Genomic DNA, 25661 nt, shown 5'->3' on the forward strand with positions numbered 1-25661 from the left:
CTAAACGTGATTTACTGCACTATTATCAGTTTTTGAGTTGCGGTAAAACTGGAAGAAACTATACGGACGATATAAATACCACTGGAAAGTCCCGATAAATTGAAGAAGTGCTGGCGATCGAACTTCGCTACCCTGAAATTCTTGTGGATTACACCTCTGCTGTCGATAATCTGTACTTCTGCATTAACGACGTTTGTAAGTGTCTCAACAGTAAGCCTGCCTGTCGCATTTGGATTTGGAAATGCCACAAAACCCGGATTTTTGGTATCAACATAGAATGTAAACGGAGCCGAGAAGTCGGAGAAGCAGGTGAGCGTGGGGCTGTAAACAATGGTATTGTTAACCACATAACTGCCTGACCGGATTGCTTTCAAAGTCGCGCTGTTTTCAGTTAACGTGATTTCGTTAAGCTTCCAAACGTGATCACCTTCATTCAGGTTATTTTCTGCAAACAATGTAAATGGCCCGATCTGCCTGATCTCCGGCGCACTTGGCGAAGGTTTTACCTCAATAGCAACAGCAGCCGAATAAGGCGAATAGCAACCCTGCTCATCTTTTACCCTAGCCGCATAGCTGCCCGACTTGAAAACCGATATCTCAGGACCTTGTTCCTCGTTGTTCCAAAAGAATAAACTCCCATTCCTTGCCTGTAATGTAATGGTATCACCATCGCAGAAAGTAGTTGCACTAAGTGCCTGTACAATCGGCGAAGGGGGTAATGCAAGCGTGTTCGTAGTGATCTGGTTACTTGGATCCGAGTAGCATTGGAATTCATTGATCGTCTGAACGGAATAGGTACCAGCTTGAGTCACCTTTAAAGTTTGTGTTGCAGCTCCATTGCTCCACAGAAATCCTGCGGCTTGTGTCGATTGCAGGTTTACACTCAGGTCCGCGCAGAAGGTAGTCGGACCGTCGGCTTTGATCATCGGAGTCGGCGGTAGGGGATTTTTTACGACCCGCACAACTGCGGATACCGGTGACACGCACCCTTTTTCATCCTTTGCAGCGATAGTGAAGTTGCCGGATTCCCGGATTTCGATGTCACGTCCATTTTCACCGTTGCTCCACAAGTATGAGAATGCCTCGCTGCTTCTTAGCGTGGTAAAATCGCGTTCACAGAAAGTAGTTGGTCGGAGTGCTGTGATCTGAGGGGTACCCGGCAGCGGATTTACTTTTACTGATACTGCATCGGAAGTAGATTCACACCCATTGGCGTCGCGTTGTTTTAATGTAAAATTCCCGGTTGTTGTAACAGAAATGGACTTCGTTGTTGCCTCGGTACTCCAGATGTTTCCGGTTTCGTAGCTGGATGTTAATGCTACGTTTCCACCTGCACAGAATTCAGTGTCGCCGCTCACAGCAATAGCAGGCTTTGCAGGCAGCGGATTTACTTTCACGTCAACTGCGTCAGAAGCAGGGGAGTAGCAGCCTACTTCGTCCAATGCGCGCACCGTATATGCACCTGATGATCTGACAACAATACTGGATTCCTGACCTCCATTAGACCAAACGTTCTTTTCTTTCGAGTCGGAAGTTAGTTTTACCTCGCCGCCGTCACAGAAGGTAATTGCGCCGGAAGCAGCAATCTTAGGTTTCGCTGGCAGTGGCGAGTTCAGGACTTTCATATTGATTTTATCCGAAGATGCTTCGCAGCCGTACACATTTGTGGTGGTCACAAAATAATCGCCCCCCGTCGTCACGTTCAGTCGGTCACCCGTTGATCCGTTGTTCCATCTTATATTTTCGGAGGTGCTGGAAACCAGAACTGCTGTGTTGCCAAGGCAAACCGGGTTACTGCCTTCAATTGAAATTGTCGGCTGGTTTGGCTGAATGCTTTCATAAACGCGGATTTCGGGAGAGTAAATGAAGTTTCCGCGACCGTCTCTCGCATACGCACGGTAACTGCCATTTCCCACCTGGATACTATTGGAATTCTGACCGTTGTTCCAGTTAAAGGAATTGAGATTGTCATTCTCAATAGTCAGTGTAATATTCCCATTCCCCGCACAGGAACTGTTAATACGCATTGGGCTCTCACCCTTATACGGTTCCGAGTTAGCAAAGAAGTTATCATTCAGCTGCTGAGTCCAGGCGTCTGCAAGTTGGGAGAGGCCTTCGTTCATGAAGTGCACACCCTCACCATCAATGCGGGGAATCTGGATCTGGTCAGTAGAAGGTCCTTCAAATACCTGGTTTACGTTGTTGATTACCCTGCGCTGGCCTTCAATTACCCTTTGATCTATTCCGTTCCTGTTGTTGTAAGATGTGAGTGAAACCACCCATGATATATTGTGCCCGGATTCATTTCTTATACTTTCAATAACCGTTTTAAGATCGTTTGCATAATTGTCTGTGGAGGTATTTATATCATTGTCAGCTTCTCCTTGCAACCATAAAATTCCTCTCAATCCTGTTATCGGGGCATACCGTTGCACAACTGAGCGCATATTGCCGTAAGGCATTCCGCTGGGCTCTATGGGGACGCCTGTATAAACAGAGTAACCAGTTCCGTTGATACTTTCCCGCCATGTTTTCACTGCAGTACCATACCAGCCTGCATTATAAAAAAGGATCGGCACATTGAGGCGGGCAGCCAGATTGTCACCCAGCTTGCCCCAGCACCAGGCCGAGAAGCCGCGGGGAGCAATTTCAGAATCGGCACCCAAATGTTCAAAATGCGGATAGGGTAAATCTTCGTAAAGCCTAGGAGCATCTGTGTTGTTGTACCTGATACAATTTACGCGGTCATCCTGAGCACCTTGTGCACCCATATTCTGATAACCCTGTGAATTTGATTGTCCTGCAATAAGGAAAACTTCTCCCACGCCAACGTGGTCAACCCGCGATGAACCGACAATCTGATCGCCCTTCCAGGCTCTTACTTCCAGATTGTACCAGCCGCCTCTCACATCATCCAGCCTGCCTGAGTAGAAGCCGCCTTTGGGATCGGACTTAATGGGTTTCCAATCCACAGGGGAGCCTTGTCCTTCGTTTCTCGGGGTGAGCTTTGCTTCAATTCTATCAACAACTTTTGTATAACTTCCTGAGATGTAAATAGTCGCCAAATTGTTTTTATCACGTTGAAAGACCAGGCGGTCTGACGGATAATCGATGCTTATTTGTCCGAAAGTATTGAATGATAAAAGGCTGATTCCTACCCAGATAATGTATGGTAGATAGTGTTTCATAGTGGCTGTATATTCTATTACGTAACTAACCGGACACACAAGATGCGTCAGTTGGTTGCTTGTTTCAAGAAATTATTATTTTACGGAAAACGGCGAATTGATCAGCTCCCATATTTTGTCTTTCAATTGTTCAATTCCTTCTTGGGTTATTGCTGAAATTAAAATTGCGGGGATGTTTTGAGGGAGTTGGTGTTTCAGACCGGCTTTTTCTTGGTCTGTCAGGACGTCAGTCTTAGAAACGGCGAGGATACGATTTTTGTCTAGGAGGGAGGGGTTATAAATCTTTAGTTCTTGTAGCAAGGTCTGATATTCAGCGTTAATATCCTCGCTGTCAGCAGGTACCAGGAACAGTAGAATGGAGTTTCTTTCAATGTGGCGAAGGAAGCGTAATCCCAGACCTTTGCCCTGCGAAGCGCCTTCGATAATACCCGGAATGTCGGCCATTACAAAGGATTTATAGTCGCGGTAGGACACTACACCAAGGTTAGGGACAAGCGTAGTAAAGGGATAATCGGCAATTTCAGGCTTTGCGGCAGAAACAACCGAAAGCAATGTCGATTTTCCTGCATTAGGAAAGCCTACCAGACCTACGTCGGCAAGCACTTTAAGTTCGAGAATAATCCACGCTTCAAGGCCGGGTTCTCCGGGTTGAGCGTGCTGGGGAGTCTGGTTGGTAGCGGATTTGAAATGGTCATTCCCCATTCCGCCGCGCCCGCCCCTGAGCAGGATTACTTCCTGTCCATCTTCGGTGATCTCAAACAGCTCTTCACCGGTCTCGCCGTTTTTGGCGATAGTCCCAAGCGGAACTTCGAGGATGATATCTTTACCAATTGCGCCTGTTCTTCTTCCACCTTCACCACCTTTTCCGTCAAAAGCTTTAACGTGCTTGGTGTATTTCAGGTGGAGTAATGTCCAGAGCTGTGCATTTCCTTTCAGGATCACATGGCCGCCGCGACCGCCGTCGCCGCCGTCGGGACCTCCTTTTTCAACGTGTTTTTCACGCCGGAAATGAAGAGAACCAGCTCCACCTGCGCCCGATCGGGCATTTATTTTTACGTAGTCGATGAAGTTGGAGGAGGCCATGTGTAGTATAGTGTAAATTCAGAACGGTTACTGCAGACTTGAAATGCTGGCAGTGATCTCACTGAAAATGTGCTCGATCTCACCAATTCCGTCTATGGCTACAAACTTACCTTGTTCCTGGTAGTAATCGGCCACAGGTCTTGTTTTATTATTGTATTCCTGGATGCGCTTGCTGATCAGCTCTACATTCTGATCATCCGGACGACCCGAGGTTTTGCCTCTGTTCAGGAGGCGGGCAAGCAGCTCATCGTCACTTACGGACAATGCGACCATCACAGAAATGCTTTCATTGTAAGTAGCCAGCAGCTGATCAAGTGCCTCTGCCTGCTTTACAGTCCGCGGAAATCCGTCGAAAATAAACCCCGCAGCATCTTTATGTTCTTTCAGTTTATTATCGATCATTCCAATCACCACTTCATCCGGAACCAGAATCCCTTGGTCCATTAATGTCTTGGCCCTCAGCCCCAATTCAGATCCCGCCTGTATTTCGGAACGGAGTAAATCGCCGGTTGAAAGGTGGATCAGATTGTACTTGGCAATGATTTTTTCACTCTGGGTACCTTTGCCCGCACCGGGAGGGCCAAACAGTATAAGATTCAGCATATTGCTCTGGAAATTGATGTCGCAGTCTGTGGTGATTTTCGGCAAATTTACAATTCTTACTAAATGTCAGCCTAATTGTCCAATAAATTTTACAAATAAAAAATCCCCTCAATGTTTATTTTGAGGGGATTACAGGGGTAATCTACCAATTCAGGGAATCACAATCCGCTTTACGGCACCGTCTTCATTTTGTACAACCGTGACAAACAGCGTACCCTTCGTGTTCTTTTTCAGCTCTACCTGGCCCACAAATTCACCTTCAAAATCTTTGATCTCCTTGCTGCCAACTTCTTTGCCCCTGGTGTCTGTTACAGTTACTTTTACATCGCCTTTTACAGGTACGTCAAAGCGGAGGTTGATTGTTCCATTATCAGGATTATTGCCGTAAACCTGCAATGCGCGCACGCTGGCCGGTTTGGCAGATCCCTTCTCCCAAACGCTGCCCATGCTTTTTCCGAAATCTTCCATATCACGCATAAAAACCTTTGCTTTCGGACCAATCTCCCTTTCTAAATTCCGGAAATTGTTTCGGAATTTTTCTGAGTCAAAATCGTAGGAAAAGTTATTGTCCCAGTTAAATGCCAGCGGTTCCCGGTCGTCGCGGTAGTCTATAATTGTTTTCCTGCGCTTCTTTGTAATCGTGTTATCGGCTCCGTCGTCCATTGTAATGGAGATCGTCTGCTTTTTCTTGTTATCTACATTCAGAGAGTCGAGTACCTTTTCAACAAACCTGTCCTTTTCTTCCCGGGTCATCGCGCCAACTTCATAGTCTTTTTCAATTTTCTTCATTTTACCATTTTCATCTTCGGTAACCTGAATGTGAATACGCGACTTTCTGCCTTTTTCTTCCTGCTTTCGGTCGTCGTCAGACTGTGCGTACAGGTTATTCGCAGCCAGCGCGGAAATTACCAGCATAGCAAGGGTAAGCTTTTGCATAAAAACAGCTTTCATAGGTTGCATTTGGTTATGTGTATGAATGGATTATACTCGTATAAGGAGCAGGATCTGGCCGTTGTTAAATAATGTTAAAAGCAAATGCGGCAGAACCTGATACCTTAAATTTGTTACAGCAAGAATGTCGGTGAAGTGGAGGGAGGTGTTGCACCGGCGAAATGAAATTTTATGACAAAGCGGAAAATTCAGATAATAGTTGGTTTGATGTGCATTGCATTGATTGGCCTCATCGGTTTTCAGTGGTACTGGATCCGGGAAGCTATCGCGATCCGCAATGACCAGTTTAACCAGAAAGTGTCGGAGTCGGTGCAGGAAGTAGTACACCGGCTGGAAAAGCAGGAAATGATGTATCTCCTGCAAAGGAGGATCGAAGCAGAGCAGCAGAAAAGCAAGCTCGACCGCATCGCGCAGCTCAGGAATATGCCGATGAAGCGCGTCACCCCACAAACCACTCAGCCGCGACCGGAGCAAACCAGGGTTGTACAGCCCAAGCTGGAAATAGCGATCGGACCCAATGGGGAAGAAATCCATTACCAGATTATCACCGAAGCGGTACCTACCGACGTGCTGAGTCCCAACTTCCGCATTATGGTGGATCATCAGCAGCGCATTATGGAGGAGTTTTTCCAGGCGCAGCAATATGGTATGGCGGGTATAGACGAATTTATGCGCCGCCGGCTGGATGATGAAAAAAGGCTGGGAAATGCATTCAGGAGCGTTTATGATCCCGAAGCTTCAAGAAACGGCGTAAAATCACATGCAAACCGGGATTCGGTATCGGGTTCCATTGCAAACCGGAAAGTCGCTTTGCCCAGCAGTAAATCCGGGCGCAGGTCGGGCGTTGTGATGAATGTAGCTGAGCCTGACCGGGCTGAGTTGCTGAAAGAAGTAATGAAGGATTTTATCTATACCAAAAGACCTATTGAACAACGCGTCAACCGCTTTTTGCTGGATACTCTGCTCAAAAAGCAACTCGTGCAGAACGGAATCAGTTTGCCTTATGAATTTGCAGTGCGCGGACAGGCAGGCGATAGCCTGATCTTTTCCACTGCCAGCCTGCGGCCGGGTGAATGGGAGCAGAAATCTTATAAGGCATCCCTTTTTCCAAGTGAAACGCTCAATGCACAAAGTGCTTTATATGTGTTTTTCCCGGATCAGCAGCGGTATATCCTGAGCAATATGGGCGTGATGTTTGGCGGGTCAGGTATTCTGATCCTGGTAATACTCGCTTGTTTTTACATGGCTGTTACCACAATCCTTCGCCAGAAAAAGCTTTCGGATATTAAAAACGACTTCATCAATAACATGACGCACGAGTTCAAAACGCCGATTTCGACGATCGCACTGGCTGCGGAAATGGCGCATGAGAACTCGGCCAGACAACCTCAGGAAGGTAACTCCCGGCTGGACAGGTACCTGGGCATTATTCGGGAGGAGAACAAGCGATTGGGGACACACGTGGAGAAGGTACTGCAAATGGCGTTGCTCGACAAAGGTCACGTCAAGCTGAAAATCAGCGAAGCTAATATGCACGACCTGATCGGAAAAGCATTGAATGGACAGAGCGTACAGATAGAGCAGCAGGATGGAGACGTAGATCTTGATTTTGAAGCAACCGAGGAGATTGTGGCGGCTGACGAAGTACACATTTCCAACATCCTGAACAACCTGATCGACAATGCGATCAAATACTCGCCCGAAAAGCTGCATATCGCCATCAGGACTTGGAATGAAAATGAAGGTATTGCCATTTCGATAGCCGACAAGGGAATAGGAATGACCTGCGAGCAGCAGCAGCGCATTTTCGACACATTCTACCGGGTACCTACCGGGAATGTGCACGACGTAAAGGGTTTTGGGCTGGGATTAAGTTATGTCAAGAAAATGGTTGAGGCGCACGAAGGCACTGTTAAAGTCCAGAGCAAACCCGGCGAAGGCAGTGTATTTACGGTCTGGCTGCCACTAACCAAAGCGGTGATTTCTTAGAAATATCAGCCGCAAATCCTAACTTGCCTGCTTTTTATGAGCAATCGCCAGTTTAGGTAAATTTCTGACTACACAATGATTTCCAAAACATACGCTCCCCAGGAAATTGAGGACAAATGGTATTCTTATTGGATAGATAACCGTTTTTTCAACTCAAAACCCAATCCTGACAAAGAGCCTTACACGATCGTAATCCCCCCTCCCAATGTGACAGGCGTACTGCACATGGGCCACATGCTTAATAATACGATTCAGGATATCCTTATCCGGAAAGCCAGAATGGAAGGCAAAGAAGCTTGCTGGGTGCCGGGTACCGACCATGCTTCTATTGCCACCGAAGCCAAGGTAGTGGCAATGCTCAAAGAAAAAGGGATTAACAAACAGGACCTTACGCGCGAGGAGTTTCTTGAATATTGCTGGGAATGGACCCACAAATATGGCGGGATTATTCTCAAACAACTCCGTAAGCTTGGCGCTTCCTGCGACTGGGAGCGTACGCGTTTCACAATGGAGCCGGACCTGTACGATTCGGTGATCGACGTTTTCATTGACTTATATAATAAAGGTGATATTTACCGGGGCCACCGGATGGTTAACTGGGACCCGCAGGCGCGGACTACCGTTTCCGACGAGGAGGTGATCATGAAGGAGGTGAACCAGAAGCTGGTTTACTTGCGGTATCCTTTGGTTTTGGAGAATGGAGGAGGGAGTATGGAGGAAGGAGTTACAGTTGCTACTACCCGGCCGGAGACGATCATGGCGGATGTGGGGATTTGCGTGAACCCCAATGACGAGCGGTATCAGCATTTGATTGGTAAAAAGGTTCTAATCCCTTTGATCAATCGCGCAATCCCGGTTATTGCAGATGAATATGTAGAGATGGAGTTTGGTACAGGCGCATTAAAAGTGACGCCGGCGCACGATACCAACGATTACGAGCTTGGGAAAAAGCATAACCTGCCAATCATTGATTTGCTCAATGAAGATGGTACACTGAATGAAAAGGCGCAGATATTGGTAGGTGAAGACCGTTTTGCAGCGCGTAAAAAGATCATTAAACTCCTCGAAGAATCGGGTAACCTCGTTAAAACGGAGGAATATAAATCCAATGTAGGTCACTCGGAGCGTACCAATTCAGTGATCGAGCCGCGGCTTTCGGAGCAATGGTTTTTGAAGATGGAGAAAATCAGCAAGCCTGCATTCGAGAATGTAATGAACGATACAGTTCAGCTGCTGCCGCCTAAATTTAAAAATACTTACCGCCACTGGATGGAGAATGTGCGTGACTGGAACATCAGCCGCCAGCTCTGGTGGGGCCACCGCATTCCGGCTTATTATCTGAATGACGGGACGGTCATTATTGCCAAGTCCAAAAGAGAAGCTTTGCGAAAAGCGCAGCACGAGTACCAGCTTTTTGCATTGACAGAAGAAGACATTACCCAGGATCCCGACGTACTCGATACCTGGTTTTCATCGTGGCTGTGGCCGATATCTGTTTTCAATGGAATTAAAGAACCTGAGAATGAAGAGGTAAATTACTATTACCCGACGAATGATCTCGTTACTGCACCTGAAATCCTGTTTTTCTGGGTTGCGCGTATGATCATCGCAGGTTATGAATACCGTGGTCAGTATCCATTCAAAAATGTGTATCTCACTGGTATTGTACGGGATAAGCTTGGTCGCAAAATGTCCAAGTCACTCGGTAACTCGCCCGATCCGATTGACCTGGTCGAACAATATGGTGCAGATAGTATCCGTACCGGGATGCTTTTCAGCTCGCAGGCAGGAAATGACTTGCCTTATGATGAAAAGCTGGTGGAGCAGGGCAGGAACTTTGGTAATAAGATCTGGAACGCATTCAGGCTTGTAAAAGGCTGGACAGTTGATACTCAGATCGCAAGTCCGGAAGGCTCGTTACTGGCGGTTCGCTGGTTCGACAGCAAGCTGAACCAGACTCTGGCAGAGGTACACGATCATTTCTCGAAATTTCGTATTTCCGATGCGCTGAATTCGGTTTACAAATTGATCTGGGATGATTTCTGTGCGCAGTATCTGGAAATGATCAAGCCGGGTTTCGAACAGCCGATCGACGCGGAGACATATAATGCAACGCTTGAATTCTTCGATCATTTAATGCGGATCCTGCATCCATTTATGCCTTTTATTTCGGAAGAAATATGGCAGAATATCATTGAGCGGGCACAAAACGATTCTATTTGCATTGCTCCTTATCCGCAGGCAAAGGAAAGTGATCAGGCGCTGCTCACGGACTTTGAGATACTTTTCGAGCTGGTATCGTCTGTGCGTAATATCAGGAATACCAAAGGAATCAGTCCTAAAATTGAGCTGCCATTATCAATCCGTACCGACGCCGCAGAACGCTATAACCGTCTGGAAAGTCTTATCCGGAAGCTCGCCAATGTAGAGGCGATCAACTATGTGACCGGTGAAGGCGAAGGGACTTCATTCAGGGTAAAATCGGATGAATTCTATGTGAATCTGGCAGACGAGGTTGACCCGGAATCAGAACGGGAAAATCTGCAGAAAGAACTGGAATACACGCAGGGATTTCTTGATGCTGTATTAAAGAAACTTTCCAATGAGCGTTTTGTCCAGAATGCAAAAGGAGATATCGTTGAAAAAGAGCGGCAAAAGCAGGCTGACGCAGAAGCAAAAATTGAAACTTTAAAAGAAGCGCTGGCCAGGTTAGGTTAAGGCTTGATAAAATCAGGGAAGCACGGTGTGAAAGCGCCGTGCTTTTTTTGTTGGCCGGAGTAGTAAGTGGCTTAAAGGTCACTACTGTATTAGTTTTCGTAACTTTGCAGAATGCAGACTACGCAAAACAAATTTGAGCAGTTCAAGCTCAACCGCCAATTACTGAATGCAATTGAAGAAGCGGGCTACACAGAACCGACGCCCATTCAGGAGCAGGCGATCCCGCTTGCATTGGCAGGACAGGATATTTTAGGCATCGCACAAACGGGCACCGGAAAAACGGCCGCCTATACATTGCCACTTTTAATGCGGATCAAGTTCGCGCAGGGTGAACATCCGCGTGCATTGATTATGGCGCCAACGCGGGAACTCGCCATGCAGATCTCTGAGGCAATTCATGCATTGTCCAAGTATACGGATGTACGCACCGTGGTTTTATACGGAGGAGTTGGTCCTAAAACGCAGATCGAGAATTTGCGAAAGGGCGTTGATATCATCGTTGCGACGCCCGGGCGGTTTATGGACCTGTATTTCCAGGAAGAGATCGTAGTGAAGCACCTGAATGTGATGGTACTTGATGAAGCAGATAAAATGATGGATATGGGCTTTATGCCGCAGATCAGAAAGCTGCTGGAAATCATCCCGACAAAGCGCCAGAACATGCTTTTCTCGGCCACTTTTTCCGAGAAAGTGGAGCGTCTATCCCATGAATTCCTTGAATTTCCAACACGTATAGAAGTTACACCGCAAGCAACTACGGCGGAAATGGTGTCGCAGACTTTGTACGAAGTGCCTAATTTCCGCACAAAAATCAACCTGCTTTCTTACTTCCTGAAAACCAGGGAGGATTTCAACCGCGTACTTGTATTTACGAGAAGTAGGGAAGTGGCCGGGTTGGTACATGACAATCTGCTCAACCGGGTTGTAAGAGAAAATGAAATGAAAGTGATTCACGCCAACAAAGGGCAGAACACACGTATCAATGCAATGGAAGCATTTCGCGCCGGTTCTGTGCGCGTCATGGTAGCTACGGACGTGGTAGCGCGGGGGATTGATATTACGGAGGTAAGCCACGTGATCAATTTCGATGTTCCGCTTATTTATGAAGATTATGTGCACAGGATCGGCCGCACTGGCCGCGCTAATAAGATAGGGGAGGCGATTACATTTATGACAATGGCGGACGAATACCACATCCGCAAGATCGAGCAGATCATCCGGATGGAGATCCCGCGAGAGGAATTGCCGGAGGATTTGGAAATTGCGTCAACCCCAATTCCTGAACGACAGGATATGCTCCGGGAAATGGATAATCAGCGTCGGAGAGAAGATCCTACCTTTCTCGGCGCCTTTCATGAGAAGAAAAAAGTTTTCCACAGCAAGCCCAAAGATTTGTCAAAAAACGGGCAAAAACGCAAAGGTTCTATGGGAAGAAGTAAACGTAAATAATGCAATACATTCCCGATAAAACCGTTTAACTTGGACAATAGAAAACCTGTTTCTCTATTTAGTTTCATATGAAAGAATCTGTTTTTGTTTGGCTTGCGGTGCTTATACCTGTCTTCGGCCTTGCGCAAAACACGCATCTTGCAAGCGCCGGCGCTGCCAGCTCGGGTACGAACACGGCGCAGAAAAAACCTCTTGAATTAAAAGAAAGACGTATTCTTCCGCTGTTTGGTGAGGTAAGTAAAACTTCCGAGCAGATCGACGAAGAAATTAAATTCCTGAGTGAATGCGACAAATCCTTTTCGAGCCGCACTGAGGCGAGCAGCTTTTTCGCTGCGCGCGCGTGGGAATATTTGCAGGAGGGTTCACTTGATACTGCCTGCTACCGTTTCAATCTAGCACAGCTTCTGAATGACAAGAATGTGGAGGCTTACTGGGGCCTGGGAGTAGTGTCTTATCAGCGTGAAAACTGGGTAGATGCAAAGCGGATGCTGAGTAAGGGAGTTAGCTTGCAGGGCGACAATGTGCCTTTGCTGGTGGATCTTTCTACTGTTGATCTAAAACTTTATGCAATTACCAGCCGGAAAGAAGAGCTGGATGAAGCAGCCGAGCTTTTGAAACATGCCACTGCGGTGGACTCCACTTACGCACTTGGACAGTATAATTTGTCGCTTTTGCATTATAACCTTAATGAGCTAGACAAGTCTTGGGAGCATTTACATAAAGGCAGAGTGCTGGATTTATCACAAATGAATTTCGAATTTGTGGAACTGCTGAAAGCCAAAATGCCAGATCCGCAAGGTTTCTTCAAATAGTTATCAAGATATATGATGCAAAAAAGCGCCCCTGAATGTTCAGAGGCGCTTTTTTTGTTGTTATATGAAATGAGCTTACTGGAAGAAAAATCCTGTTGGGGCAACATTTACTTTCACAGAATCAACTACCGAGCCGTCGGCGCGGTAGCGGATCGCGTAACCTGCCTGCGCGTACGATGGTGTTACACCTGCATAGATTAAACCTTGCGCAGGGTCCACTGCAAGTCCGGTGAACATTCTTCTGATGAGCGGAGTCGCAAGGCTGATCTGCGTATCATTGATCCCAAATTTGTAGGTTTCTCCGTGTGAAACGAAGTTGGCGTCAAAGTAGGACAATGTGAAAACAATGGATTTCAGATCATTGGTCAATGCAAAATTGCCTGCTATTTTGTTTGCATCAGTTCCTATCGGCAAAGTTGTCTCCACCGCGTAGGAAGTCGGATCAATTTTCATTGTTTTGATACCGGCACCTACCCAAAGCTTGCCGTTTGCATCCAAACCGATCGGTGTCGGTGTAGCGTCCAGGGCAATTGTTTTGGTGACTGTTTCTGCATTCGTATCAATAACATACAAAGTTTTGCCTTCGCCATAGGAAACTGTTCCCACGAACAGTTTACCTGTTGTAAATACCAGATTTTCCGGTCCGCCGGCAATAGGGATTTTCTTTGTTACTTTTCTTGTAGTAATGTCAACCACAGCAATATAACCGGAGCTATAATCGCTCGTATAAGATCCCCAGCAGGATACATAGGCGCGGTTTCCTGCAACCACAACTTCCCTCGGATTCTCAATATCCGGCGCGCCGATGGTGCCTTGTTTTTGAAAAGTATAAGCATTAACAAATTCAATCTTGTCCATTCCTGCATTGGAATTGTCAACCAGAATCACACCGTACTCACCCGTAGCTGCGTAACCTTGTACACCGCCGGTCAGCGCGGAGCCATTTACTTTGGAGAAAATATCGGCTTCGGCAGTGGTATTTTCGCGTTTCAAAAATGAAATAGCGCCATTATTCTGACTGAAGTTACCTTCGTTCACCACGAAAACGCCTTTCGCAAAATCCCCCTTCGGCTCGGGATCACTTTGATTACATGACGATACTGCTGCTGAGAATGCGATGAAGTAAAGTACTCTTGATAATCGTTGTTTCATCTTAATTGGATTTATATATAACTGTATTGCAAATTTAAAACTCGTCTTGTCGTACCCGCGCCTGTTTTGTTTTTGAATCAAATGCCGCAATGAGGTTGATCGCGAAGCTTCTGCCAGGCAATGCATTGTTTTGTACGCTCAGGTAAAACGTATTTGTTACATTGTTGATCTGCCCCTGCACCCGCAAATATACTTTCCCAAATGAAACGGAAGTTTCCGCCAGCAGATGCAACAGCGCGTACTCTTTCAAAAAAGTGGAATTGTCGAAAGTAGTGTACCGTTTGCCCGCAAATTGCAATTGGCCTGTCAGCTTTGTGTTGCGGTACTGTGCAAATGTACTCAGCCCGGCAGTATAAAGCGGCACGAAACGTAGCTGCTTTCCAATCACATCAACAGAGTATGCGTCGTAAGCTCTTTCCTGAATGCTTTTATTATAAGCATAAGTAATGTTCGTTCCAAGTTGCGTTACATCTATACTCCCGCGCCAGCCTGCCTGTATTTCCACGCCGCGGGCAAGTACCTGTTGTAAGTTTTCGATGCGATAATTTTTTACAGGATTCCAGTAAGTCCAGTCTTTGATCCGGTTGTGATAAGCTGTTACCGAAACATCCAGCTGGCTCTTGGGAGAAATAACGAAGGCCTGTTCTATGCCGGCTTCCTTGTTCCAGCCATTCTCAGGCCTGATATTCGGGTCACCCAGTACTTTCCAGTAACGTTCATTCAAGGTAGGTACACGGTAGCTTCTGGCAACCGAGCTTTTTATTTTCAGCTTATATCCGGGCAGTTCAATCAACTGGTATTCAGCGCCCAGTGAGGGGGTAAAAGGCGGGTTGTACCCTGTTACCAGCGCCTGGCGGAGATTCACGGACACGACCAGCGGTGCATTGACCTGCCAGCGGGTGAGGAGAAAGAAGTCGCCGCGGTTTTCTGTGATAACCGGCGTTTCGTAGCCAGGTACTCTGGTCCGGTAATGCGTCCATTCAGCTCCCGCCTTCATGGATATGTTGCTTCCGTTTTGATTCAGGATAAAGTCGAAATCCTTTTCAATGCGGTTGGAAAATTTATCAGTTACAGCATGGTCGAGCTGGCGATAATTGCCTTTCGCATAATCGATGATATCCCGCACCCAGGCCGCACGTGCTGTAAAATCCCCGACACTGTATCTAAGCATCGCCCGGTAAGCTTTGGTTAATGTGAGCTCGCGACCAGCTGTATCAGCCGGTGAGGTGGTCAGTTTGTTGCTGGTAATCCAGGCATGCGCAGAGATTTCCTGATTGTTTTTGCCACTAATAAAAATATCCTGAACCAGACCGCGCTGGAATGCTTCGGAAGGCAGCAATGCATATTCCCTCCGTTGTCGATAGGGAAATTGGTTGTTCATCCGATTGTCGTAAAGACTCGTTTTTCCCGAAATCCGCCAGTTGTTCCGTAGCGCGGACCCATAGCGGGCAGCAACCTGGGTCTGGTGATTGTGAAAGCTTTCGACCTGCTGTCCCAATAAAACTTTAAACCCATTCTCTCCCGCAGCACTGTTCAGCAAAATGCTGCCGCCTACTGCATCGGTTCCAACAATGCTCGCAGCTGAACCATATTGAATGGAAAGTGCATCGAAGCCAGCGACAGGTATGGTCGAAAAATCGGTTTGGCCCAAAGTGGGAGAGTTGATATTCAGGCCATTCCAGAGTACAGCCGTGTGATTGGCGGAGGTTCCGCGGAAGAAAGCAGTGGTAAGTTGTCCCGGTCCATATTTGTTAAAAGAAACCGGTGTTTGAATTGCCAGCAGATCACTGATATTCTGAAATTGAAAGGCGAGCAGACTGGCTGAATCAATCCGCTGCACTTTCAGTCCGCTCATGAACTTTTCGGGTACGAAACCCTTGATATTAACCGGCTGCAAAGAGATCGAGTCCGTTTGGGCGTGGGTTATGGCCGGAAGAAAAGTCCCTGCCGCAATAACTGCCGTAATCAAAATCCGCTTCACAAAAATCACCTGGGTATTCTCTGGATAGTAACAGGCTCGCTGCTTTTCCTCCGAAAGCGGTGTAGCACGAATGATCTGGCAGGTCTCCTGGCTCGCCTTTTGGCCCGGTGCCTTCCCGTTTTTCAACAGTGGCTTCGAAGATCGGGTCAATGGAACAGACTTACAGTTGCGGGGACAGCTTCCGGTTTTAACGGAATTCCCTATTAAGCCACGAAAAGCAACATGGAAATTGCTACGGGCACCAAACGGTCGCAAAGGTAGCTAATTGCATTCGTTTTACGACCGAATGCCCAATCGCTTATCTTTGTCCCAAAATCTATAAGGTGGCCTCTTCTGCACACATTCCTGGCAACGCATCCCGTAAAGGCATTTACCTTATGCTTGGAGCGGCATTTTTCTTTTCATTGACTTCTGCATTATCCAAGTGGCTGGGCCGTGATTTCCATATTGTTCAGCTGGTGTTTTTCCGGAATATAGTTGGTGTGGTGTTCGTGCTCAGCAGTATCCGGCAGCGGCCGCTCGTTCAGCAGGGCGGGAAGCTGGGCTTGCTGATTTTCAGGGGAGTTGTAGGTACGCTGTCACTATACATGCTTTTTTATGCCATTCAAACGCTCGGACTCGGACGGGCTTCTACCTACCAGTATACTTACCCGATTTTCCTGGCATTACTTTCCTGGTTATTGATTGGAGAAACCCTGAATGGAGGAGAGTGGGCTGCTATTTTCATTGGCTTCACAGGTATCCTGCTTGTGTTCAGGCCGGATCTTTCCATCTCGTTGCGGGACAATGCGCTGGGCTTGGGGAATGCACTTTTAACAGCAATTTCCTATCTGTCAATCCGGCAGCTCGGGCTGGTTTATGATACCCGCGCCATCATTTTGTCATTTATGCTCAGTGGGATCGTAATGCCCATTATCTCCATGCTGGTAGGTACTTACTATCCTGTCGAACACCTCGATTTTCTGATCGGGACATTTAAATGGCCTGATAACATGTGGCAGTGGCTGGGATTTCTGGCACTCGGACTAACTGCTTTGGCAGGTCAGAAAATGCTGACACAATCTTTCACATTCGACAAAGCAGGCCGGGTGGCGGCAATTGGTTATTCCAATATTCTCTTTTCAGTCCTGATCGGGTTTTTGATGGGAGAAGCAATTCCTTCTGTCCCGATGCTGGCTGGTATGCTGCTGATTGTTGCGGGGGGCATTCTTATTTCATTTGCCAAATCCAAAGTCGCAGTGAAATAAACCGCTAGTAATTCTTGTTCTTTGGTCAGAAAATAAGACTTGTATGAAAAACCTCATTTTAAACTGCCTGATCGTTGCAGCTGTGGCATTTATGTCAACTGGTTTTAAATCCGATATGGAGAAAAAAGATGCAGCGCAGATCCAATGGATGACGATTGAAGAGGCTTATGCAAAAATCCAGAAAGAGCCGCGGAAGATCATGATCGATCTTTATACTGATTGGTGTGGTTGGTGTAAAGTAATGGACCGGGAAACTTTCAAGAACAAGGCCGTTGTCGAGTACGTCAACAAGACTTACTATGCTGTGAAGCTCGATGCAGAGCAAAAAGCAACGATTACATTAGGAGATAAGAAATTTCAATTTCTGCCGCAGGGCAGCAAGGGAATCAATGAGATTGCATTGGCACTGACCAACAATCAGCCAAGTTACCCCACAACCGTTTTCCTGGACGATAAATTCAACATGATCCAGCCGCTCGCAGGTTACCTTAAATCCAAGGAATTCCACGAGGTAATCACCTTCATCGGCGGCGATTTTTACAAAAAAGAAGAGTTCGACAGCTACAAAGCCAAAACTTACAAGGAGAAGTATCAGGTTAAGTAGGGTCTAAACCACTTCGCCTTCCTGCATTCTTTCTGCATTTTCGGCAATTCTCAATCTTTCGATAAATTCAGCTATATCGCCTTCCATGACAGCAGGCAAATTGTAAACCGTATATCCAATGCGGTGATCGGTAATGCGGCTCTGAGGATAGTTATATGTCCGGATCTTGTCAGAGCGGTCGCCGCTTCCTACCATTGATTTGCGTTGCGAACTGATTGCGTCGTTATGCTCTTTAAGCTTGATCTCATACAGGCGCGAACGAAGTACACTCAATGCGCGGTCTTTATTTTTAAGCTGCGAACGTTCGTCCTGGCAGCTTACAACCAGACCAGAGGGAATGTGAGTCAAGCGAACCGCTGAGTAAGTCGTGTTCACCGATTGTCCACCTGCGCCGGACGATTGAAAAGTATCTACACGCACATCATTCATATTGATCTGCACGTCAACCTCCTCAGCTTCGGGAAGCACAGCCACAGAAGCAGCCGATGTATGGATCCTGCCCTGAGATTCCGTTTGAGGAACGCGCTGCACGCGGTGTACACCCGATTCAAACTTCATCTTGCCATACACATCCTCGCCTTCTACCTTACAGATAATCTCTTTGTAGCCGCCATTGGTACCTTCTGTAAAATCCATGATTGAGGAGCGCCAGCCCATTTTTTCGAAAAAGCGCTGATACATCCGGAACAAATCGCCTGCGAAAATAGCAGCCTCGTCACCACCAGTACCACCGCGGATTTCCAGGATGATGTTCCGGCTGTCATTCGGATCTTTCGGAATCAGTAATTCTTTAATAACCTGCTCCAACTCTTCCAGTTTGGGAGTGAGCTCATCGAGCTCTTCTTTCGCCATTTCGCGCAGTTCTTCGTCTTTCTCGGTCGCGATAAGCTCCTTGGTGCCGGCGATATCTTTCTGGATTTTTTGATAAAGCTCATAATGCTCCACGATTCTGCCAAGATCCTTGTACTCCTTGCTTAACTTGGAATACCGGCTGGAATCAGATACGATTTCCGGTTGAATAATCTGTTGGGAAACCTCTTCGAAGCGTTCTTTTATGGCTGCTAACTTATCGATCATCTTTATTGAATATCTTTGGCACGCTGTATTTGGGGCACAAAGATACGCATTTTAGCTGGAATGAACCGTTGAGACAGTGGTCACTGCATCAGGCAAATACAAAAGATCAGAAGTTTTATGAAAAAGGCTGTATACATTTTAATGGTAACGATGCTGGTCGCTGCCTGTAATTCAAGTAACAGGATCGAGCAAACCAGCGAGCTGAAAAGCGAGATGAAATCGGTTGAGATCAAGCGCGTAACGAATACGCAGCTGGTTTATTCAGCCAATGAATGGGGTAAGAAAATAGCTCAAATCACGGAAAAGTCACTGCAGAAAGAGCTGGAAAAAGATCCGGCAAAAGGAAAGCAATTGTGCGGGGCTCTGGACCAGATTCCTGTCGTGGCTGCTTTACAGAAGGAGTATGGGGTGAAGATCGAACTGCTGGGCGCAAGTGATTTGAATAATTCGAAACTTGATCCGAAGGAGCGGGAGTTGCTCGGTGCCTACCTGTACAGTGCGAAAAACAAAGCCAATGCGGGAGACAATCTGCAAAGACTGGGCGATACATTAATGGTTTATAATGCGCCGGTAGCGACCGAAAGCCTGGTATGTAAAAGCTGCGCAGATAACCCTGATCAGCCTTTTGCGGTTTGGAGATTACTTTTCAACAAAAAAGACATCATCCGGAAACTGGATGCGAAACAGCTGAAAAAATAGAAGCGTACTGGTGACGGGCAAAAGAAAAATGGGTAAGCAGCGGCGACAAATGGCGCGCTTTGCTTACCCGATAGCTTTTAACAATTATTTTCCGGAAGCGTGGTAGATCTCATACCAATCTTCCCGGCTCAGCTTGATATCCGATGCACTTGCAGCGTTTCTGATCCGCGCCTCCGAGAGCGAGCCTATAATGGGCAGCGTTCCCAGCTTCATTAACCAGGCTACTGCAGTTTGTTCAATATTTGCATTGTATTTACGGCCGATTTCTTCCAGTTTCGCCCTCAAACGCACTGCCTTTTCTTCGGTACCGTTCAAAATCTTTCCTCCGGCAAGTGGTGCCCAGGCCAGCGGCTTGCTAAAACTCTGTTTAATGAAATCAATGCGTCCGTCTTCTATCGCCGACGTATTCATCAGGTTCAGCTCGATGTGGTTGGTCACAATCGGAATGCGAAGGTAGGATGCGAGCAGCTGGTGCTGAAAAACGGTGAAGTTGGCAACACCAATGTGCTTCGTCTTGCCCGACTTGACTATCTCCGCCAATGCCGTCGCAGTTTCTTCCGGATCTGAAAGAAAGTCACTTTGATGCAGGAGAAAAATGTCCAGATAATCAGTACGTAACCTTTTTAAAGAACCATTGATACTTTCAACGATATGGTCGCGGGAAGTGTCGTAATACTTCGAATACTTATTCCCGGAATGCCTGATGCCGCATTTGCTGAATAGGACAATTTCTTCACGTTTAAAAGATTTATTGTGAATGATTTTGCCGAAATGTTCTTCGATTGTCTGATCTCCGTAAATATCCGCGTGGTCAAAAGTATTGATACCCAGTTCCAGACAGAGGTTAACTGTTTTTTCGATTTGTGAGGTAGTCGCAGTACCTTCATCCGCCCATCTCCAGAAGCCGTAAATCGCTTCTGATACTTTTGGACCGGAGTCGCTCAGGCTTACTTTTTTCATTCCGGGGATATTTGATTCGGTGCAAAAATATTTATTTCTCGAGACGTTTGTCTTTCACGATCAGATAAAAATCGTTTTCGAGTTCAAGATAGCCATAATCATAAACGAAATGGTAAATGCTGCCTTTCAGGGTGGGACGAATACTTGTGATCAGGTTGAAGTCAAAACCTTTGCTCAGCAATGCACTTTTGGTAGTCTTTGATTTATCCTCCGGGCAAAATTCTTCCAGGATCCTCCTGTTTTTCCGGAGCTGGTTGTTCATATTTCTTACAACATTGTAAGCATCTGAATTGAGCCGGTTGTTGTAGCTGTTCCGGCACATATCGGAGCAGAATTTCTTATCTACTCTCCCCATTAACGGTTTTTCGCATTCAAGGCAATTCTTCATCATTCCATATTTTGCTAAGATCCCGGAAGGATCTTTTACAGTGTGCATACCTCTCTGAATGCAATATAGTAAAATTCATTTGACACCAATAAACGCCCTTTTCCGCTTGCAAATGGCTGCAAATGTTTTCATATGCTTATAAATGATTAACAACCGAATCAATTTCCAGCTCACAAACATCTTTGCATTGTCGCTGGGTCGACAGTAGATACTATTCAATTCTAAACATCATTATCATGAACTCAGTAAAATTGGTCGGTAACGTAGGACGTGAAATCAATGTAAAGGATTTTGACGGAGGGAAAATGGCCACCTTTTCGCTTGCCACTAACGAGGTATATACGAACAGGAACAAGGAGGAAGTTAAAACAACGGCCTGGCATTCCATTGTAGCCTGGGGACCGCTGGCGCAAAAGTGTGAATTGTTGCTGGAAAAAGGAAAAATGGTAACTGTGGAAGGCAAGATAAACTACCGGCAGTACCAGAATAAAGATGATCACACTGTGAAGGTTGCCGAGATAGTGGCCTTCAAAATTGAAGAATATGTAAAAAGCACAGAGGTAACTGCCTGAAATCGATCACGAAAAAAGTTTGCTGGTCTCGCCGTTATAGGTGAGACCAGCAAGTATATCAAAGGCTTGCTTCCAGTGCCTCTTTCCATTTAGCGTAAGCATCTTTGGTAGCGGCGCTGTGCTCGGCATCAGGTTCTATGGTTTGTAATGCGCTAAGGCCATTGAAAGCGTCTGCGCGGTTCTTGTAATAGCCAAGGCCAAAACCAGCAGCACGGGCAGCTCCCTGCGCGCCATCTGTATTGTATAACTCTACGGTCGCCCCTGAGACGTTGGCGAAAGTTTCGCGGAATACCGGACTTAGGAACATATTGGCTTCTCCCGCACGTATATTTTTGAGAGAAACACCCACGGTTTCCATGATCTCCATTCCATAGTACAATGCAAAAACAATTCCTTCCTGGGAAGCACGCGTATAATGCGGCAATCCGTGGCGACTGAATTGCAAACCTTTGAATGTACTTCCCGGATCCTGGTTTTCAAGCATACGTTCCGCGCCGTTGCCAAATGGAAGACAGTACAGTCCGTCTGATCCGATAGGTGCCTCGGATGCAAGCTGATTCATTTGCGGGTAGCTGATATTTCCCTGGAAAAGGGAGTTCCTGAGCCAGCCATTCAAGCTGCCGGTACCATTTACGCAAAGAAGAACACCGTAGCGGTCAACTTCCGAAATGGGGTTTACATGCAGGAAGGTATTTACCCTTGATTTCGGATCAAATTTGATTTGCTCGCTTACACCGTAAACAACGCCCGAAGTGCCCGCCGTAGCAGCCACTTCGCCGGGTTCCAGTACATTGAGCGAGAATGCATTATTAGGTTGGTCGCCCGCCCTGTAAGTCACAGGGGTGCCTGCTTTAAGGCCAAGTGCCTCTGCTGCCGCGGCGGTAATGTGCCCCTGATCAGAGAATGTAGGCAGAACACTGGGGATAAGACCGGCATCAAAGCCGAAGTGATTAAACAGGAAGTCGGCGGGACGTTTGTTAACAAAATCCCAGAATATACCTTCGGAAAGACCTGATGGCGTTGTCACAACTTCCCCCGTCATTCGCATTGCCAGATAGTCACCGGGAAGCATGAACTTGTAGACTTTCGCGTAAACATCAGGCTCATTCTGCTTCACCCAGCCGAGTTTTGCTGCTGTAAAATTGCCCGGAGAGTTCAGCAAATGCGGCAGCACGTATTCTTCTCCCAGTTCCTGCATGGCGGTATTGCCCACTTCAACCGCCCGGCTGTCACACCAGATAATGGATGGACGGAGTACGTTTAGATTTTCATCAACCACAACCAGACCATGCATCTGATACGAAATCCCGATCGCGGCAACTTCGTCCGGCTTGATTCCAGCCTTTTTGACAACTGCCTGCGAAGCAAGACACGCATTTTTCCACCAGTTTTCCGGCTGCTGTTCTGCAAAGCCAGGCTTGGGAGCGTCGATTGTCATTTCACGCTCCGGAAAAAACGCGGACGCTGCTACTGCGCCGGTATCTGCATGGACCAAACATGCTTTAACAGAAGAACTGCCTAAATCGAATCCCAGGAAATACATTATGTTACGAGTATTTATTGATTGCTAAATGCTGACCAGCTATGCTATAACTGCTGAAAAGTACAAAAATGTTCACTTAAAATCACAAAGCAATGTCATTAAGTGTAATGTTTACAATTAAAGTTCAGTCCGCATGATAAATGTCATTTTTTCAATACGTTGGAAAAAATCCCGTGTAGAAAAAATTCTCTATATTGAACTCGCATATGAAACCAGACCGAGCAAATTGTAGTTTGATTTGTGTTTATCTTGCATAAGCTCAAATATCGGGTGGATATTTGTATTCTAATCAGTTGGATACATCCTTTATCAGGAACTATGAAAAAAATTGTACGGATCTTTTTGGTGAGCAGTTGTATCGTGTCGTTGCTCGGATTAAGTCCGGGTGAGAAGAAGTGGGATAAGTCTTTTGCGAAGATTGACAATGAAGTCAGAAAGAACAGCAAAGCGTATGTCACACTTGAAAATGCTACCAAAACAATCGGTCATCGCCTGACAGGCAGCGCCAACGGGGAAAAGGCAGAGGAATACGCATTTAAGCTCCTGAAAAGCTACGGCTTTACAGACGTCAAATACCAGCCTTTTGAAGTAGAAGCATGGATGCGTGACACGGTTACGCTGTCCATTGCACCTGGAAGTTCAGATAATTTCAGGGACGTACCAGTGGTTTCGCTGGCGCATTCTCCTGTTGAAGCCAACCTGCAGGGTGAAATCGTGGATGTAGGTAATGGTTTGGAAGAGGACTTTGAGGCAGTAAAAGACAAAGTGAAAGGCAAAGTAGCACTTGCCAATATCAATCTCGTAGGCGTCACTGGTAAAAAGAACCTCCACCGTTCGGAAAAAACAGCACTCGCTATTAAGTACGGAGCTACCGGCGTAATCATGGTCAACGGCGCACCCGGAAAGATCCTGCTTACAGGAACAGCTTCCGTTACAGGTGCAATTATATCTATCCCGGCAGTCTGCATATCCAGTGAAAGCGGCTTTGAAGTACGTAAATGGTTGAAAGAAGAAGGACCGCTGGAAGCGCACATTGAAATGCACAACACCTCCAAGCAGATCAAAGCCCGCAATGTAATTGCAACGCTTAAAGGGAAATCGGATGACCGCGTTATCATTGGCGGGCATTTGGACTCCTGGGATCTTGCTACCGGAGCGATCGACAATGGAATTGGCTCCTTTGCAGTAATGGATATTGCACGGACTTTCAAAGCTTTGAAGGTTAAGCCGGAAAGAACAATTCAGTTTGTTCTGTTTATGGGCGAAGAGCAGGGACTACTCGGTTCGAAACATTTTGTAAGCGAGCTTAAAAAATCGGGAGATATCAACAAGGTCACTTACATGATGAATCTTGATATGACCAATGATCCCAAGGGAGTGAATGCCTTTGGGCGTGATGAGATGAGCGAGTTTTTTGCGAATGTGGGCAATGCGATCCATTCAGTAGACTCGAATTTCAAGAACGAAATTATCAATCGCGCAGGATTGCATAGTGACCATCAGCCGTTTATGCTGGAAGGTGTGCCTATTGCAGGCTTGTCGGGACATCTGGATCCGAATGTGCTGCAATGTTATCATGCGGATTGTGATGACTTCAGTCTGGTGAACAAAGAGCAGCTGGAAACTACAGTTCGCATTGGAGCTATGTACTTATTTGCACTTTCCAGCGCCGATCAAATCGCAGTTAAAAAGTTATCAGATCAAAAAACGCGCGATTTCCTGATTTCACAGGGTTTGAAAGAAGAACTGGTGATTGGTCAGGAATGGCGCTGGGAGCACTAAACGAATTGAAATGCTTGTTTTCCCAAATGCGAAGATTAACATCGGCTTGAATATTGTTGAAAAGCGGGCCGATGGTTTTCATAACATTGAATCCTGTTTTTACCCTGTCGGCTGGAAAGATGCATTGGAAATTACGCGGACAGAATCCTTTTCAGTGGAATTTGACGGTATCTCGATACCCGGCAGCGAAGCGGATAATATCTGCGTAAAAGCATATCAGCAACTTGCCGCGGATTTTGATTTACCGCCTGTTAAGATCCATTTGCTGAAAGCTATTCCTATCGGGGCAGGTTTAGGGGGAGGCTCGGCAGATGCGGCTTTCACTATCAAGGCATTAAATGCGTTTTTTGATCTGAATATTTCTTTTGAAAAACAACTTTCATACGCACGTAGATTAGGCAGTGACTGTGCTTTTTTCATTCTCAATCAGCCAGCGTACTGTTTTGGTAAAGGTGACGAGTTCGAGCACATCGACATTGATCTCAAAGGGAAGTGGATTGTGCTTGTGAATCCCGGAATTCATATCTCTACAGTGGAGGCGTATTCGGGAATAAAGCCGCAAAAGAGTGAAGCAGATCTTAGAGCGTTGCTTGGCAGGCCGATAGAAACGTGGAAAGATCTTGTTAAAAATGATTTTGAAGCAACGCTTTTTCCTAAATACACTCTTTTAAAGGAAATTAAAGAAGAATTGTATAAACACGGTGCACAATATGCATCAATGAGTGGCTCAGGATCTACCATATTCGGGATTTTTGAGCAGGAAGCAGATCTGGCCGGTCAATTCAGTCAGTTCAAGGTATGGCAGGGAACTATGGGTTAATAATTCTTTGTAAATATGTGTAACAACCTTTCGCCAGCGTTAT

General features: G+C 46.4%; 20 protein-coding genes and 1 riboswitch. Of the genes, 10 read left to right on the forward strand and 10 right to left on the reverse strand.

The window, feature by feature from the left end; translation table 11 throughout:
• Window positions 1–11 precede the first annotated feature (11 nt).
• From ASG33_RS01480 to ASG33_RS01495, 4 genes are all read right to left on the reverse strand, one after another.
• Window positions 12–3188 carry a sialate O-acetylesterase gene (locus ASG33_RS01480; protein WP_056279569.1) on the reverse strand — a complete coding sequence of 1059 codons (3177 nt, stop codon included), beginning with the start codon at window positions 3186–3188 and terminating at the stop codon, window positions 12–14.
• Between the two features lie 75 nt (window positions 3189–3263).
• Complete coding sequence (obgE, locus tag ASG33_RS01485; protein WP_056279571.1) at window positions 3264–4271, reverse strand: GTPase ObgE; 1008 nt, start codon at window positions 4269–4271, stop codon at window positions 3264–3266.
• Window positions 4272–4298: 27 nt separating this feature from the next.
• Window positions 4299–4874, reverse strand: a complete 576-nt coding sequence (locus ASG33_RS01490; RefSeq protein ID WP_056283117.1) for an adenylate kinase — start codon at window positions 4872–4874, stop codon at window positions 4299–4301.
• A gap of 150 nt (window positions 4875–5024) precedes the next feature.
• Window positions 5025–5825, reverse strand: a complete 801-nt coding sequence (locus tag ASG33_RS01495) for a T9SS C-terminal target domain-containing protein (protein ID WP_229238528.1) — start codon at window positions 5823–5825, stop codon at window positions 5025–5027.
• Between the two features lie 171 nt (window positions 5826–5996).
• Between ASG33_RS01495 and ASG33_RS01500 the strand changes: the two genes are divergently transcribed.
• From ASG33_RS01500 to ASG33_RS01515, 4 genes are all read left to right on the forward strand, one after another.
• Window positions 5997–7814 (forward strand): HAMP domain-containing sensor histidine kinase, encoded by a 1818-nt coding sequence (locus ASG33_RS01500; RefSeq protein WP_056279573.1) that lies wholly within the window; start codon window positions 5997–5999, stop codon window positions 7812–7814.
• Window positions 7815–7889: 75 nt separating this feature from the next.
• Window positions 7890–10532: a valine--tRNA ligase gene (locus tag ASG33_RS01505; protein WP_056279576.1), complete on the forward strand. Its 2643-nt coding sequence runs from the start codon at window positions 7890–7892 to the stop codon at window positions 10530–10532.
• 111 nt (window positions 10533–10643) lie between these two features.
• A complete protein-coding gene (locus ASG33_RS01510; protein ID WP_056279578.1) occupies window positions 10644–11981 on the forward strand; it encodes a DEAD/DEAH box helicase in 1338 nt (445 codons plus the stop codon).
• Between the two features lie 68 nt (window positions 11982–12049).
• A complete protein-coding gene (locus tag ASG33_RS01515; RefSeq protein ID WP_056279580.1) occupies window positions 12050–12793 on the forward strand; it encodes a M48 family metallopeptidase in 744 nt (247 codons plus the stop codon).
• 75 nt (window positions 12794–12868) lie between these two features.
• Here ASG33_RS01515 and ASG33_RS01520 read toward each other — a convergent pair whose 3' ends face one another.
• Entirely contained in the window at window positions 12869–13945 is a 1077-nt protein-coding gene (locus ASG33_RS01520; protein ID WP_229238529.1) for a YncE family protein, read from the reverse strand.
• 34 nt (window positions 13946–13979) lie between these two features.
• Window positions 13980–15926, reverse strand: a complete 1947-nt coding sequence (locus ASG33_RS01525; protein ID WP_229238530.1) for a TonB-dependent siderophore receptor — start codon at window positions 15924–15926, stop codon at window positions 13980–13982.
• A gap of 59 nt (window positions 15927–15985) precedes the next feature.
• Window positions 15986–16187: riboswitch (cobalamin riboswitch) on the reverse strand.
• Between the two features lie 62 nt (window positions 16188–16249).
• Between ASG33_RS01525 and ASG33_RS01530 the strand changes: the two genes are divergently transcribed.
• Window positions 16250–17173, forward strand: coding sequence for a DMT family transporter (locus ASG33_RS01530; RefSeq protein WP_229238531.1), 924 nt, complete (start codon window positions 16250–16252; stop codon window positions 17171–17173).
• Window positions 17174–17216: 43 nt separating this feature from the next.
• Entirely contained in the window at window positions 17217–17777 is a 561-nt protein-coding gene (locus tag ASG33_RS01535; RefSeq protein WP_056279584.1) for a DUF255 domain-containing protein, read from the forward strand.
• 3 nt (window positions 17778–17780) lie between these two features.
• Here ASG33_RS01535 and prfA read toward each other — a convergent pair whose 3' ends face one another.
• Window positions 17781–18854 (reverse strand): peptide chain release factor 1, encoded by a 1074-nt coding sequence (prfA, locus tag ASG33_RS01540; RefSeq protein ID WP_056279586.1) that lies wholly within the window; start codon window positions 18852–18854, stop codon window positions 17781–17783.
• Window positions 18855–18971: 117 nt separating this feature from the next.
• Here prfA and ASG33_RS01545 point away from each other — a divergent pair, with 117 nt between their 5' ends.
• On the forward strand, window positions 18972–19553 hold the full coding sequence (locus ASG33_RS01545) for a hypothetical protein (protein ID WP_056279588.1): 582 nt from the start codon (window positions 18972–18974) through the stop codon (window positions 19551–19553).
• 84 nt (window positions 19554–19637) lie between these two features.
• Here ASG33_RS01545 and ASG33_RS01550 read toward each other — a convergent pair whose 3' ends face one another.
• Both ASG33_RS01550 and ASG33_RS01555 read right to left on the reverse strand, forming a co-directional pair.
• The gene (locus ASG33_RS01550; protein ID WP_056279590.1) at window positions 19638–20513 is read right to left on the reverse strand and encodes an aldo/keto reductase family oxidoreductase; all 876 of its coding nucleotides are present in this window, start codon (window positions 20511–20513) and stop codon (window positions 19638–19640) included.
• 31 nt (window positions 20514–20544) lie between these two features.
• Window positions 20545–20904, reverse strand: coding sequence for a hypothetical protein (locus tag ASG33_RS01555; protein ID WP_056283125.1), 360 nt, complete (start codon window positions 20902–20904; stop codon window positions 20545–20547).
• Window positions 20905–21137: 233 nt separating this feature from the next.
• On the opposite strand from ASG33_RS01555, the gene ASG33_RS01560 reads away from it, so the two are divergent.
• Window positions 21138–21473, forward strand: coding sequence for a single-stranded DNA-binding protein (locus ASG33_RS01560; RefSeq protein ID WP_056279592.1), 336 nt, complete (start codon window positions 21138–21140; stop codon window positions 21471–21473).
• A 58-nt stretch (window positions 21474–21531) separates the two neighbouring features.
• Here ASG33_RS01560 and ASG33_RS01565 read toward each other — a convergent pair whose 3' ends face one another.
• A complete protein-coding gene (locus tag ASG33_RS01565; protein ID WP_056279594.1) occupies window positions 21532–23016 on the reverse strand; it encodes a xylulokinase in 1485 nt (494 codons plus the stop codon).
• 318 nt (window positions 23017–23334) lie between these two features.
• Between ASG33_RS01565 and ASG33_RS01570 the strand changes: the two genes are divergently transcribed.
• Both ASG33_RS01570 and ispE read left to right on the forward strand, forming a co-directional pair.
• Window positions 23335–24798: a M28 family peptidase gene (locus tag ASG33_RS01570; protein ID WP_056279596.1), complete on the forward strand. Its 1464-nt coding sequence runs from the start codon at window positions 23335–23337 to the stop codon at window positions 24796–24798.
• 10 nt (window positions 24799–24808) lie between these two features.
• Entirely contained in the window at window positions 24809–25618 is an 810-nt protein-coding gene (ispE, locus tag ASG33_RS01575) for a 4-(cytidine 5'-diphospho)-2-C-methyl-D-erythritol kinase (protein ID WP_056279598.1), read from the forward strand.
• Window positions 25619–25661: the final 43 nt, after the last annotated feature.

The organism is Dyadobacter sp. Leaf189 (assembly GCF_001424405.1).
GTDB lineage: Bacteria > Bacteroidota > Bacteroidia > Cytophagales > Spirosomataceae > Dyadobacter.